The 14,485-nt window shown below is 68.5% G+C and carries 8 protein-coding genes; 4 read left to right on the top strand and 4 right to left on the bottom strand.

Going from position 1 to position 14,485, the window contains the following annotated elements; genetic code table 11:
• Window positions 1–37 precede the first annotated feature (37 nt).
• The 3 genes from FHT98_RS09410 to FHT98_RS09420 form a co-directional block, all read right to left on the bottom strand.
• A complete protein-coding gene (locus FHT98_RS09410) occupies window positions 38–3,385 on the bottom strand; it encodes a helicase-related protein (protein ID WP_142113848.1) in 3,348 nt (1,115 codons plus the stop codon).
• A gap of 306 nt (window positions 3,386–3,691) precedes the next feature.
• On the bottom strand, window positions 3,692–4,111 hold the full coding sequence (locus FHT98_RS09415; protein ID WP_091860771.1) for a MerR family transcriptional regulator: 420 nt from the start codon (window positions 4,109–4,111) through the stop codon (window positions 3,692–3,694).
• Window positions 4,112–4,207: 96 nt separating this feature from the next.
• A complete protein-coding gene (locus FHT98_RS09420) occupies window positions 4,208–5,182 on the bottom strand; it encodes a KpsF/GutQ family sugar-phosphate isomerase (RefSeq protein WP_142113849.1) in 975 nt (324 codons plus the stop codon).
• Between the two features lie 150 nt (window positions 5,183–5,332).
• Between FHT98_RS09420 and FHT98_RS09425 the strand changes: the two genes are divergently transcribed.
• Window positions 5,333–6,868 carry an outer membrane beta-barrel protein gene (locus tag FHT98_RS09425; RefSeq protein ID WP_142113850.1) on the top strand — a complete coding sequence of 512 codons (1,536 nt, stop codon included), beginning with the start codon at window positions 5,333–5,335 and terminating at the stop codon, window positions 6,866–6,868.
• 99 nt (window positions 6,869–6,967) lie between these two features.
• Here the strand turns inward: FHT98_RS09425 and FHT98_RS09430 are convergent, their stop codons facing one another.
• On the bottom strand, window positions 6,968–8,809 hold the full coding sequence (locus FHT98_RS09430) for a M3 family oligoendopeptidase (protein ID WP_142113851.1): 1,842 nt from the start codon (window positions 8,807–8,809) through the stop codon (window positions 6,968–6,970).
• Window positions 8,810–9,013: 204 nt separating this feature from the next.
• Here FHT98_RS09430 and FHT98_RS09435 point away from each other — a divergent pair, with 204 nt between their 5' ends.
• From FHT98_RS09435 to FHT98_RS09445, 3 genes are all read left to right on the top strand, one after another.
• Entirely contained in the window at window positions 9,014–10,507 is a 1,494-nt protein-coding gene (locus FHT98_RS09435; protein ID WP_113584549.1) for a sigma-54-dependent transcriptional regulator, read from the top strand.
• 105 nt (window positions 10,508–10,612) lie between these two features.
• Window positions 10,613–12,520, top strand: a complete 1,908-nt coding sequence (locus tag FHT98_RS09440; RefSeq protein WP_139163597.1) for a L,D-transpeptidase family protein — start codon at window positions 10,613–10,615, stop codon at window positions 12,518–12,520.
• A gap of 177 nt (window positions 12,521–12,697) precedes the next feature.
• Window positions 12,698–14,485, top strand: a complete 1,788-nt coding sequence (locus FHT98_RS09445; protein WP_465246903.1) for a peptidoglycan L,D-endopeptidase MepK — start codon at window positions 12,698–12,700, stop codon at window positions 14,483–14,485.

Genomic DNA, 14,485 nt, shown 5'->3' on the forward strand with positions numbered 1-14,485 from the left:
CGTCCGAAATGACGGCGTGTTTCCACCGAAACCTGCCTCAGTTCTTGCCGCCTTCGAGCTGGGCCTTGAGGGCCGCGAGCTTGGCGAAGGGCGAATCCGGATCCGGCTCGCGATTGGCCGGGCGCGGACGCGGCGCCTGCTGGAAACGTTCGGCACCCCCGCCCCGCTCCTCGCGCCGCGGACCGCCGGGGCGGCCGTCACGCTTGAAATCGGGACGCGGACCACGATGGCCTTCAGGCCGGCCCTGCCGCTGCGGCTGGTCGTCGCGGCGCGGACGCTCGCCCTGGCGTTCCTGGCGCTGTGCCGGCGCGCCCTCGCCGCCGGCGGCGGCCGCCGGTCGGTTGTCGGGCCGCCCGTCGCGACGCGGACCGCCGGGGCGGCCTTCGCGCTGCGGCCGGTCGCCACCACGGCGCTCGCCGCCCTCGCGACGCGGCTCGCCATCGCGGCGGCCACGCGGATTGCCCTGCTCGGGCCGGCGCCCGCCCTGGTGACGATGCGGCCGCCAGACCTCGATCAGTTCGGGCTCGGCAGGAGCTGCGTCGGCAACAGGGGTTTCCGTGGCAGAAGCTTCGGCAAGCGCCGGCTCCTCGGCAGCAGCAGCCGGCAGGGCAACCAGCGCATCGGCCGGCACCGGCTCGCGCACCGTGTCCAGCTCGGCTTCGGTCAGGATCGGCGTATCCGCCGTCTCGACCGCGGGCGCTTCGACGACGGGTGCCTCACCTTCCGCCAGAGCATCCTCGTTCAGCGCAGCCGCCGGCTCGCTCGGGCCTTCTGCCCCGGCAGCGGGCTCAGCCTCAGTCTGCGCGGCTGCGACTTCACCCTCCGTGGCGGCGCCCTCAGCACCAGCTTCCGTTGCTGGGGCAACGACAGGCTGGGCCGGCTCGGTCGCAGCCGGGGGCGGCGCCAGCGGCACAGTGATCGCAGGCCCCGGACGCTTCACCGAGACATAGCCGAGCGAGCGCAGGATCGAGGCGAAATCCTCGCCGGCGCAGCCAACGAGCGAGGTCATGGCGCCCGTGGCGACAAAGCCGTCCTGATCGGCGGCGCCGGTGGGCGGCACCCCTTGCGTGACGCCGGGGCGATAGGCGATCGCCGGACGGATGAGGTCGGCGAGGCGCTCCAGGATATCGACGCGCACCGCCCGCTCGCCGCAGACGCGGTAGCCGGCAGCGCGGTAGAGCCCCTTCGGCACGGCCTTGTCGACCGGGAAGGAAGTACGGCCGGACGCCGCCAGATGCGCGATGTCGTCAAGCCCGGCCGTCTCCGGCCCGCCATGCTTCAGCGCCCAGAGCTGGGCGGCGAGCGCACGCGGCGCGGGCTTCAGCAGCGCCGGCATATAGATGTGGAAAGCACCGAAACGGATGCCGAGCTGGCGTAGCGCCGCGCGGCCCTCCTGGTCGAGCGCCTTCATCTCGTCACCGACCTTGGCGCGTTCGAGCACGCCCAGCGCCTCGGCCGCCTGATAGGCGATGCCTCGCGCGATGCCGGTGACGTTCTCGGCCGCTTCCAGAATCTGGACCGCGCCGAGCAGACGGGTGACGTGATTCTTCAGCCAGAGATTGAGCCGGCCCTCGACCTGCTCGCGTGCGGGGCCGGTGAGATGCTCTTCCACCAGCAGGCGCAGCCGCGGCTCAAGCACCTTCTCGCCGGCCGTCAGGCGCGCGACCGGCTCGCCGGTCCAGCGCACCAGCCCGTCATGCGAGAGCAGGAAGGCATCGTCGCCCGCCAGCACGACGCGCGCCGCCCGCGCCTCGATCTCGGAGCCGAGCGCCTTCATCGCCGCCAGGTTCAGGGCCTTGACCTCCGGCCCCCCGGCCTTCGGATCCGCCGTAAAGCGGAAGCCCTGCAGCATCCCCACATGCTGGCCCTCGACGAGCACGTCGCCCGTCGCGGTGACCTCAGCCTCCAACATCGCATTCTCCCGCAAGCGGCGCATCAGGACACTGGTGCGCCGATCGACAAATCGGTGGGCCAGACGCTCGTGCAGAGCATCCGACAGCTTGTCCTCTACAAGACGCGCCATGCCCTGCCAATGCTCTGGATCAGGTAACCAGTCGGGACGATTGGCGACGAAGGTCCAGGTCCGGACCTGCGCGATCCGCGCCGAGAGCGTATCGATCTCGCCATCGGTCCGGTCGAGCGCAGCCAGCTGCGCCTGATACCAGTCGGCATCGAGCCGGCCGTGGCGCATCAGCCTGAGATACAGCGCCGTGGCGAGATCGGCATGCTGCATCGGCGATATCTTGCGGTAATCCGGCAGGCCGCAGACCTCCCAGAGCCGCTCGACGCCGGCGCGGCCCTGCGCCAAGCGTACAATATCCGGGTCCTTCGCCAGGATTTCCAGCGTCGACATGTCCTCTGCGATCAGTGCGCGCGTCAGCCCCTGCTCGGAGGGCTGGAGGTTGAGCGTCTCGAGCAGGCCGCCGATCGAGCGCAGGTCGAGATCGGAATTGCGCCACTGCATCTGGCGGATCGGCTCGAAGCGGTGATTCTCGATCGCGTCGACCAGTTCCGCGTCGAAAGGCGGGCAGCGCCCGCTGGTGCCGAAGGTGCCGTCGCGCAGATGCCGCCCGGCACGCCCGGCGATCTGGCCGAATTCGGCCGGGTTGAGCTTGCGATAGTGGTGCCCGTCGAATTTCTTGTCGGCGGCGAAGGCGATGTGGTTGACGTCGAGATTGAGCCCCATGCCGATCGCATCGGTCGCGACGAGATAATCGACATCGCCGGACTGGTAGATCTCGACCTGGGCGTTGCGGGTGCGCGGCGAGAGAGCGCCCAGCACCACGGCCGCCCCGCCCTTCTGCCGGCGGATCAGTTCTGCGATGGCATAGACCTCCTCGACCGAGAAGGCGACGATGGCCGAGCGCGGCGGCAGGCGCGTGATCTTGCGATCACCGGCGAAAGTCAGGTTCGACAGGCGCGGGCGCGTGACGACGTTCACGCCGGGCATGAGCTGCTCGATCAGCGGGCGCATCGTCGCAGCGCCGATCAGCATGGTCTCGGCCCGGCCTCGCCGGTTGAGCAGCCTGTCGGTGAAGACATGGCCGCGGTCGAGATCGGAAGCGAGCTGGATCTCGTCGATCGCCACGAAATCGACGGCAAGGTCACGCGGCATCGCCTCGACCGTGCAGACCCAGAAGCGCGGCCGCTCCGGCTTGATCTTCTCCTCGCCGGTGACGAGCGCGACGGCCTCGGGACCGACCTTGTCGACGACACGCTGATAGACCTCGCGCGCGAGCAAGCGGAGCGGCAGCCCGATCATGCCGGTGGGATGGGCGACCATGCGCTCGATGGCGAGATGGGTCTTGCCGGTATTGGTCGGGCCCAGCACGGCCGTGACGCTATTGGCGCGGGCGGCGGGCGGCAGCGAACGGAAAGGAAGCAAGGCGAAGGAGCCGATCAAATCGCCCGCCCATACGGGCGGGAGCGTGGACGGGGTCGATGCAGGTCTTAAGAGCAGGCCTTACAAGAACGAGTCTGGAACGAAGCGGGGCCGAATCGCTGACTCCGGCAGAATCGGGTTTTGTTCCCTTTTCGGAATCCGTGCCCTGGCGGCATGGGCCATGTCGTCATCGCGCCCTCCCGGAATGGCGTGGCAGAGCAGCGCAAAAGCCGCCCGGCAGGAATCCTATTTAAGCCTTTTCAGCCCGGAGACGAGAGGCAAGGCAGATTTCCGATCTGCCCGCGCGCCTCAATGATGAGCGTGGTCGCACTGCCCGTGATCGGCCAAGGCCTCGATGATCGCGCAATCGCAGGCCGCGACGCCGCCGGAACAGGTCGTCGCGATCCGCTCCAGCTCCTTCTCCAGCGAGCGCAATTTCGCGATCTTGTCGCGGACCTCGTCGAGATGGGCGACCGAAATCGCATGCGCCTCGTCGCAAGCCATGCCCGGCGTATCCGAGAGCTTCAGAAGGGTGCGGATATTCTCGACCGCGAAGCCGAGATCGCGCGCATGCTTGATGAAGGCGAGGCGCTCGGCATGGCGCCGACCATAGCGGCGCTGGTTGCCCTCGGAACGCTCAGGCGGCGGCAGCAGACCGACCTGCTCGTAATAGCGGATCGTCTCGACCTTGACCCCGGTGCGATCCGCCAAAGCGCCGATCGGCATCACACGCTCGAGCTTGCCGGCAGCAGTCATCGCGTCACCTCAAGAAGCTATAGTTCCTATAGCTTCAGATAACCCTGCCCAGCCCGTTTGCAAGCTCGATCAAGCCACGCCCATCGCCAGCAGGTCATGGACATGAACGAGCCCGGCCGGGCGGTCTTCGGCATCGACCACGATCAGCGCCGTGATCCGGCTGCGGTTGACCAGTTCCAGCGCCTCGACCGCGAGCGTGTCGAGGCCGACGCGGCGCGGATTCACCGTCATGATATCGCGCGCCCTGAGCGAGACCCCACCGCCCATCGCCGCCTTGCGACGCAGGTCGCCGTCGGTGACGACACCGGCGAGCTTGCCGTCCAGGTCCATCACCACGGCACAGCCGAAGCCCTTGTCCGAGATCATCGCGATGACGTCGGGCAGCAGCGTGTCCAAACCGATCAGCGGCAAATCGGCACCACGATGCATGATGCTCTCGACGGTCTTGAGCTGTGCACCAAGCTTGCCGCCGGGGTGGTAGATGAAGAAATCCTGCCGCGAGAAGCCGCGCGCCTCCAGCAGCGCCACGGCGAGTGCATCGCCGAGCGCCATCTGCATCGTCGTCGAGGTCGTCGGCGCGAGCCCGTTCGGACAGGCCTCCGTCGCCTTGGGCAGGACGAGCGCGATATCCGCTTCCTTGCCCAATGTGCTCTCGGCATTGGCGGTGATGGCGATCAGCCCGACGCGGAAGCGGCGCGTGTAACCGACGAGCGCGGCGAGTTCGACCGCCTCGCCGGACCAGGACAGCGCGATTACGACATCCTCGGGCTGGACCATGCCGAGATCGCCATGGCTCGCCTCGGCCGGGTGGACGAAATGCGCGGGCGTGCCGGTCGAGGCCAGCGTCGCCGTGAGCTTGCGCCCGACATGGCCGGACTTGCCCATGCCGGAGACGATCACGCGCCCGCTCGAGCCCCGGATCATCGCCACGGCCTCAGTGAAAGGCTGGCCCAGCCCATCCGCCAGGGCGGCATGGAGCGCATCGAGCCCGGCGCGCTCGGTGGCGATGGTGCGGAGGGCGGAATCGCGGATATCGGCTGTCATGCCGCGCGCTGTAGCACGGCGCCATCAGTCATTTCCACCGCCTGTCGACGCAGTCGACCAGTGTTGACGGCTCCTTAACCCTGTTCGTTCTAACTCCATTAACCATGCGCGAAATCCGCGCGTCCCGTCTTCTGGAGCCCTGCGACGCCCGTGTCCGGCCGCGCGACGACCCTGCTTCTGTCCGGAACGGCTTTGGCCGGGCTTGCGCTCGCCCATACGGCGGCGCAGGCGCAGCAGATGCCGCGCGGCAACCTCAGGACCGGCACGCCGGCTTACATCGCGCAGCAGCCGGCAGCTCCCCAGCCCGATCTGACGCCCACCACCGCCGAGCCGGAAGCCGTCCGCGATCCCGCCGGGCTGGTCCAGCGGCAGGGGTCGGCGGTTTCGGGGCGGCAGCCGCCGCGCGCCAGCCAGCCGATCCAGGCGCCGACGCTGCGCGGCGTCACCCAGCGCCAGTTCCGCGCGCCACCGCCCGCTGTCACGGTGCTGCCACCGCCGCCGCCTCCCGCTCCCCCGCCGCCCCGGCGCCGCCCGGCGAGCGAGGAAGACCCCTATGCCGCGCTCGGCATCCGGATCGGCTCGGTCACCTTGCGTCCCTCGGTCACCAATTCGATCGGCTACGACACCAACCCGCAGCGCACATCGGCTCCGGGCACCAAGGGCTCGGCCTATAGCCGCCACGAGGGCGAACTGGCGATCCAGTCCGACTGGAACGTCCACGAGCTCAAGGGCCAGCTGCGCGGCGGCTACCTCGAATTCTTCCGCGCCAAGGACGCCTCCCGTCCCGATGCCGAGGGCAATCTCGACCTGCGTCTCGATGCGACCCGCGACACCCGCATCCTCCTGGAATCGCGGCTCAAGCTCGACACGCAGCGGCCGGGCTCGCCCGACCTGACCGCCAACGTCACCGGCCGCCCGCAAATCTACCAGTATGGCGCCTCTGCCGGCGTCACGCATGACATCAACCGGCTGCAATTAACGCTGCGCGGTTCGGTCGACCGCAGCGACTACGAGGACGCTCGCCTCTCAAACGGTGCGATGCTGTCGCAGAAGGACCGGAACATGACCCAGTACGGCCTGCGCCTGCGCGCCGCCTACGAGGTCACGCCCGGCTTCAAGCCTTTCGTCCAGGCCGAGATCGACCAGCGCGAATTCGACGAGAAGAGCGATTCGAGCGGCTATATGCGCTCCTCGAACGGCGTGACCGGACGCATCGGCTCGACCTTTGAGATCAGCCGGCAGCTCACCGGCGAGGTCTCGGGCGGCTATCAGGACCGCAAATATGATGATACGCGCCTGAAGAACCTGCGCGGCTTCGTCGGCGATGCCGCAGTGCTGTGGTCGCCGACGCCATTGACCACGGTGACGCTGCGCGGCGGCGCCGAGCTCGGCGACACCACGATCGCCGGCTCGTCGGGCACGACCGTGCGGCGCGCGACGCTGGAAGTGGCGCATGCCTTGCGCCGCAACCTCACTGTCACCGGCTTCACCAATTTCAGCCGCACCGAATATGACGGCCAGGGCCTGCGCGAGGACTACACCAATGTCGGCGCGCGGCTCGAATACAAGCTGACGCGCACCTTCGCCGTGCGCGCGAGCTTCACCCATGAGCGCCTGAACTCGACGGCGCAGGGCTCGGACTACACCGCGAATGTCTCGCTGGTGGGCTTGAGGGTGCAGTTCTGAGGATGAGCCGTCATTCTCGGGCTTGACCCGAGCATCTCATGACCGGAAGGGCGCTGGTTTCCGAGATGGCCGGGTCAGGCCCGGCCATGACGCAAATCCTTACTCCATCCCTTCCAGCTCGATGATCATGCCCTCGATCATCCGAAGCCCGATCTGCCAGAAGCCCGGGTCCTTCGCATCGAGCCCGAAGGGCGCCAGCAGCTCGCCATAAGGCTTGCTGCCACCGGCCGAGAGCAGCGCGAAATAGCGCTCCTGGAAGCCCTCGGCGGCATTCTGGTAGACGCCGTAGAGCGAATTCACCAGGCAGTCCCCGAAGGCATAGGCATAGACGTAGAACGGTGAATGGATGAAGTGCGGGATGTAGCACCAATAGGGCTCGTATCCGCTCGACAGCCGGATCGCCGGGCCGAGACTCTCGGCCTGCACGCTCATCCAGAGCTCGCAGAGCGCCTCCGGCGTCAATTCGCCCTCGCGGCGGGCCTCATGGACCTTGCGCTCGAAGGTATAGAAGGCGATCTGGCGCACGACCGTGTTGATCATGTCCTCGACCTTCGCCGCCAGCATCGCCTTGCGCTGCTTCGGGTCGGAGGTCGTATCGAGCAGCTTGCGGAAGGTCAGCATCTCCCCGAAGACGCTTGCCGTCTCGGCGAGCGTCAGCGGCGTCGGCGCCATCAGGGCCCCGTTCGGCGCCGCGAGCACCTGATGCACGCCGTGCCCCAGCTCATGCGCCAGCGTCATCACGTCGCGCGGCTTGCCCTGGTAGTTCAGCAGCACATAGGGATGCGCGGATGGCACGGTCGGGTGAGCAAACGCGCCCGGTGCCTTGCCGGGACGCGGCGGCGCATCGATCCAGCGCTCGTCGAAGAAGCGCTTCGCGATCGCCGCCATCTCCGGCGAGAAGGCGCCATAGGCCGAGAGCACGGTCTCGCGCGCTTCGGTCCAGGGAATCGTGCGTTGCTCGACCTGCGGCAGCGGGGCATTACGGTCCCAGAAATCCAGCTCCTCGCGGCCGAACCACTTCGCCTTCAGGCGATAGTAGCGATGCGACAGGCGCGGATAGGCTTCGCGCACGGCAGCGACGAGAGCATCCACCACTTCGCGCTCGACCCGGTTCGCGAGATGGCGGGAATCCGCGACATCCTCGAACTTGCGCCAGCGGTCGGAGATCTCCTTGTCCTTGGCGAGCGTGTTGGTGATCAGCGCGAAGGTGCGAAGCTCCTTGCGGAACACCGTGCTCAGCGCCTCCGCGGCCTTGCGCCTGACCTCGCCATCGCTGTCCTGCAGCTTGTTGAGCGTGAGTTCGAGCGTCAGCTCCTCGCCATCGACGGTGAAGCGCAGCGAGGCGATGGTCTCATCGAAGAGCCGGTTCCAGGCTGCCGCCCCCGTCATCGATTTCTCGTGGAACAGCGCTTCGATCCGGTCGTCGAGCTGGTGTGGCTTGTCCTTGGCGAGGTCTTCGAGCCAGGGCTTCCAGTGCGAAAGCGGCGCATGGCCTGCGACCTTCGCCAGCAGGTCCGGCTCGATCCGGTTCAGCTCCAACTCGAAGAACAGCAATTCGGCGATCGCGGCGTTGAGCTTGTCCTGCGTGTCGCCATAGAACTTGGCGCGCTGCGGATCGGTGGTGTCGCCGGAATAGACCAGGCCGGCATAGGCGCCGATCCGGCCGAGCCGGTCGCTCAGGCCCTCATAGCTCTTGACTGCTGCGGCCAGCGTCTCGCTGCCGTCAGGCGCGGCGGCGAGGTCGCCGAGCTTGCCGCGATAGCGGCCGGCCAGCGCCTGCGCCTCGGCAAGCCCGCGCTCCAGATCGCCCTTGAATTCCTGTGATTCGATTCCGGGGTAGAGATGGGTCAGGTCCCATTCCGGCAGGTCGCCGGTAGCCTGGACCGATTTCGCCGCCCCCGCCTTTGTGGCGGAACGCCGGACGGTTTCATGAAAACCCATTCGCTCGATACCTCCGCGCACTGAAACAAGCCCATCCATAGGCCGGCACGGGCCCGGGGATCAACGGCGGCTGTTCGTCACCCCGACGACCGGCCCGGCTTAAACCCCCGCTTAACTCTTCTGGCCGACCATGCCCCAGAACGGAACAGGCGATTCCGCCGACGCCCAAGATTTCTTTCATATTGCCCGGGCCTTCGAGGTGCCATGACCGACACCGTCCTCATCGTCGACGACGATCCCGTCCAGCGCCGCCTGCTCGACGCCATGCTCAAGCGCTTCGGCTATGACGTCGCGACTGCCGAGAACGGCGAAGCGGCACTTACCCTGCTCGGCGCGCCCGAAGGCGAGCGCTTCAATGCCGTCGTCCTCGATCTCAACATGCCCGGCCTCGACGGCATGGGCGTGCTGGCGGCGTTGCGTGAGCGCGGCAGCGAGCTCCCCGTCATCGTCCAGACTGCCAACGGCTCGATCGAGACCGTGGTCACCGCGATGCGGGCCGGCGCCGTCGATTTCGTGGTCAAGCCCGTCGGCGCCGAGCGCCTGCAGGTCTCGCTGCGCAATGCCCTCAAGCTCGGCGCGCTCGAACACGAATTGCGCCATATCAAGCGCCGCGCCTCGAACACGCTGGGCTTCCGCGACCTCGCCACCAAGAGCCCGGACATGGCCCGCGTCGTCCGGCTGGCGGAGCGCGCAGCGAAATCGAACATCCCGATCCTGATCGAGGGCGAATCCGGCGTCGGCAAGGAGGTGCTGGCGCGGGCGATCCAGGGCTCCAGCGACCGCAAGGGCAAGCCTTTCGTCACCGTGAATTGCGGCGCGATCCCGCATAATCTCGTCGAATCCATCCTGTTCGGCCACGAGAAAGGCGCCTTCACCGGCGCGACCGAGCGTCATCTCGGCAAGTTCGTCGAGGCCAATGGCGGCACGCTCTTCCTCGACGAGGTCGGCGAATTGCCGCTCGACGCGCAGGTCAAGCTACTGCGCGCCATCCAGGAGGGCGAGGTCGACCCCGTCGGCGGCAAGAAATCGGTGCGCGTCGACATCCGCCTGATCTCGGCGACCAACAAGAGCCTGCTCGATCAGGTGAAGCGCGGCGAGTTCCGCGAGGACCTGTATTACCGCCTCAACGTCTTCCCGATCACGCTGCCGCCCCTGCGCCAGCGCCGCGAGGACATCGTCGATCTGGCGCGGGGCTTCCTCGCCCGCTTCGCCGCCGAGGAAGGCCGCAAGCTCACAGGGTTCACGGCCGAGGCTGCCGCCCTGATCACCGGCTATGACTGGCCGGGCAATGTCCGCCAGCTCGAGAACGCCGTGTTCCGCGCCGTCGTCCTGGCCGATGGTCCCGAGCTCGACATCACCGAATTCCCGCAGATCGCCGCGCAGATGGACGGCTACGAGGTCCGGATTCCGCCGGCCCCCGCTCCGCTGGCCCGCATCGACCAAGGCGAGCCACCGCCGCGCATCATCCAGATGCCGGTACGCGACCCCAATGCCCTCGACATGGTCGCCGGCTCCGACATGCGCAAGCTCGACGATCTCGAACGGGAGATCATCACCTTCGCGCTCGCGCATTACCGCGGCCATATGTCCGAGGTCTCGCGCAAGCTCGGCATCGGCCGCTCGACGCTCTACCGCAAGCTCAAGGATTACGGGCTGATCGAGAGCGAATCCAACGGCGACGAAACCGACGCGGCCTGAGCTGCAACGAACCGAATGGGGCGGTCTGTTGCACCGCCGCATCTTGTCTCAACCAACCGAGTCACGCAGAACTGGCGTCATTCGGCAGCAATCGGGATAGCGACCATGCGTCCTCGCCATTGGGCGAAACTGACCTCGGCATCCGCCTTGGCCATCATCCTGGGATGCCTCCCGCTCCGCGCCGAGACCCCTGCCGCAACCGATGCAACGCTCGGCATCCCGCTGCCCGAGCAGCCGGAACTCAGGCTGTCCGACGTCGCGCCATCGACCGCCCCGGCGCAGGCCGCGACCGCGCCTTCCGCTGATGCCGAGATCGTCACCGGTACGGTCACGACCGGCAACCGGCCACTGGATCCGGCCAGACAGGATGCCGCCGCCCCGCTCGATAGCGAGGAGCCGCTCACGCTCGATATCCCGGCGGTCGAGATGCCGGCGGCCGATCCGGCCCTGACCCCCGTCGTCAAATCCCCCGAGCCGGTCGAGACTGCCCCGCAGCCTGGCCCGCTGCGCACCGTCGAGCCGCTGGTGCCGCTTCCGGAGATGCCGAAGGTCGTCGTCGAGGTACCGCCGGGTTCCGAGTTTGCGGCAGCCGTCGCAGCCGCCCTGCCGGATGCGCTGACGCTGCGCCGCCTCGGCGAGCGCGAACGCAATGAGATCGTCGCCGCCTATCAGGCCAATGAGAACCGTCCCTTCTGGGTCGGGAGCAAGGGCTGGAACGAGGCCGGCAAGCTTATCGCGACGCAGCTCGGCCGCGCCGCCGAGGACGGCCTGCGCCCGAACGACTACCCCCTCCCCGTCTTCGAGGCGAGCGACAAGGCCAGGCTCGCCGAGGCCGATATCCGCCTCTCCGCGCTGGCCGTGCTCTATGCGCGCGACGCCCGCGGCGGCCGCCTCAACCCGCGCCAGCTCTCCAAGCTGATCACGCCGACGCTCTACCTGCCCTCCGCGACCGAGGTGCTCTCGGAGCTCGCGGGCGCCGCTGACGCCGACGCCGTGCTCGCCGCCTACAATCCGCCCCACGAGCAGTACCGCCGCCTCAAGGCCAAGCTCGCGGAGATGCGCGAGCATCTCGACGACACCCCGCTGGTCCGGATTCCCGCCGGCCCGCCGCTCAAGCTCGGCATGCGCGACGAGCGCGTGGCGCTGGTGCGCGCGCGTCTCGGCCTTGGGCCCAGCGAGGAGCCGGTCTTCGATCGCTCCACCGCGCTAGCCTTGGCCGATTTCCAGAAGAAGGCCGGCCTGCCGGCCAACGGCATCCTCAGCGAGCGCACGCTGGCCGCGCTCGGCAAGCCCGCGAGCGCGCGCGGCGAGGAGGACATCATCGCCCAGATGGAGCGCTGGCGCTGGCTGCCGCCCGATCTCGGCACCGACCACATCATCGCCAACGTGCCGGAGATGCGGGTGCGCGTCATCCGCTCCGGCAAGGTGGTGCACGAGACCCGCGCCATCATCGGCAAGCCGGATTCGGCGACGCCCATCTTCTCGCACAAGATGGACCACGTCATCGTCAACCCGTCCTGGTACGTGCCGCCGTCGATCCTGAAGAAGGAATTCCTGCCCGGTCTCGCCGCCGATCCGAACTATGCCGCCAAGCGCGGCTATATCGTCACCCGCACCAAGAGCGGCGGCATTTCGGTGCGCCAGCCGCCGGGCGAGCGCAACGCGCTCGGCTGGATCAAGTTCATGTTCCCGAACGAGCACGCGGTCTATCTGCACGACACGCCCAACCGCCGCCTGTTCGCTGGGGAAAGACGGGCGCTCAGCCACGGTTGCGTGCGCGTCGAGAACCCGTTCGCGCTGGCCGACCAGGTGCTCGGCCCGGAATGGACGCATGAGCGTCTGAAGCGCCTGATCGGCAAGGGCGAGCGTCGGATCAACCTGCCGCAGCCGCTGCCGATCCACCTCGTCTACAACACCATCGTCGTCGGCGATCATGGGCAGATCCACCGCTTCGACGATGTCTACGGTTTCCACAGGTTGGTCAGGCAGGCCCTGGAGCATCAGGGCGGTTGAATGGGGGCCCGCTCGCGGCGGGCTCCATTTCGCCATGATCCCTCTTTAGCCAGCTTGCCTGGGAAATTCTTGGCGCGGCGATTGCCGGCTCGCTAACGAGTCGTTAACGCTTCTCCGCAACTGTTCGTTCACGTTTACTACGCCGCTTCGGCGGGGCACCGAGACGGGTCAGACAGATTGGGCAGGACAACCGCCACGCTTGCAGGATGCGCGCCGTCCGGCACGAAGCCAGCCGCGCGACATGCGCTGGCGCTCGGCCTAGCCCTGGCCGCATCGCTCATCGGCATCCGCGGTACGCAGAACGCCGTCGCCAATGGCGACACCCGCACCATCACCATCCTGCACATGCACACGAAGGAAGAGACGACCGTCACCTTCAAGCGTGATGGTCGCTATGATTCGGCTGCGCTGGAGAAGCTGAACTGGGCCTTGCGCGACTGGCGCACCGACGAGCCGACCCGCATGGACCCGCGGCTCTTCGACGTAATCTGGGAAGTCCAGCGCCAGCTCGGCTCCGACCAGCCCTTCCATGTCGTGTCTTCCTATCGCGCGCCCGGCACCAACGCGATGCTGCGTCGCCGCTCGCGCGCCGTCGCCAAGCACAGCCAGCACATGCTCGGCAAGGCGCTGGATTTCTACCTGCCGGATACGCCGACGGCCCGCATTCGCGAGGTCGGCATGCGGCTCCAACGCGGCGGCGTCGGCTTCTATCCGAACGCACACACGCCCTTCGTCCATCTCGATGTCGGTTCGGTCAGGTCCTGGCCGCGCATGACCCGCGACCAGCTCGTGCGTCTCTTCCCGGACCAGAAGACCGTGCACCTGCCGGCCGACGGGCAGCCGCTGGCCGGCTACGATCTCGCCAGGGCCGAGATCCTCTCCGGCGGCGGTGCCGTTGCCGGCTATGCCACCGCCGATCTCGATGAAGGCGCCGTCATCGCGTCGGGCCGCAAGAGCCTCTGGGCCTCGCTGTTCGGCGGCGACGACGAAGAGGCCGATGCCCGCCCGGCAGCGCGCGGCCGGCGCGGTGCGCCGCGCCAGCAGCCGACGGTCATGGCCTATGCCAACACGGGCTACAACGACGGCAATTCGGCGGATGGCGGCCGCTTCGCCGTCGCCATGGCACCGGCTGCCGACTCCGTGACGCGCGAGCGCTCGCAACGCCTGGCACCGCGGATCACGACGGCGCCGCCGCAACAGCCCCCCGCCCCGGAACCCGCGCCCCAACCGGCCGTGGCCGCTGCCGCACCGCCGCGCGCGCAGGAGAACCGGCCGCAACTGATCGATGCGCCACTGCCGCTGGCGCGGCCGCGCGGCCTGCCCGTGCCCGCCGATGACGGCGCTCCCGTCCAGATTGCCGCCCTGCCTTCGGCCGGCGGCGCGCTCGCCTTCGCCCCGCAGCCCGACCAGAAACTGGTGCTCGCGTCCCTGCCGCCGCGCCGCCCCGGCGAGGTCGCCGGCCCGAGCGAGATCGTCGTGGCCGGCCAGCCCACCAACGCCCCGCTGCCGCCGATGCGACCGACGGCCCTGTCCGATGCAGCCATCGCGTCGCTGCGCGGCACCGGCGCTCCCGAATCACCCCTCGCCCAGGCCTCCGAGGGGCGCCTCGTCACCGCCTCGCTGCCACCGGTGCGCCCGCGCGAGGGCGGCGTCAGCTTCGCGACCGCGACTCAGCGCTCCGTTCCGGTCCCGGAAGCGGAAGAGCCCGAGGACGCGGCCGACATGGACCGTGGCGGCTTGAATTCCCTGTTCGCCGCGGTCTCCCGCACCGGCAGGGCGCCCGGCAAGCCGGTGAATGTCGCGACAGCCCGCGCCCGCGCGGCCGGACCGTCGGGCGCTCCGATCGCCGGCCCGAGCCCGGCGGCGGCGCTGGGCTTCAGCCATGCCGACCCGCTCGACGCCAAGCCCGGCACCTTCACCGGCCCGGCCGTCCGCCCGCTGCCGACGAATTTCGTCCAGAACTGA

Source organism: Allobosea sp. AK1 (assembly GCF_006714945.1).
GTDB lineage: Bacteria > Pseudomonadota > Alphaproteobacteria > Rhizobiales > Beijerinckiaceae > Allobosea > Allobosea robiniae.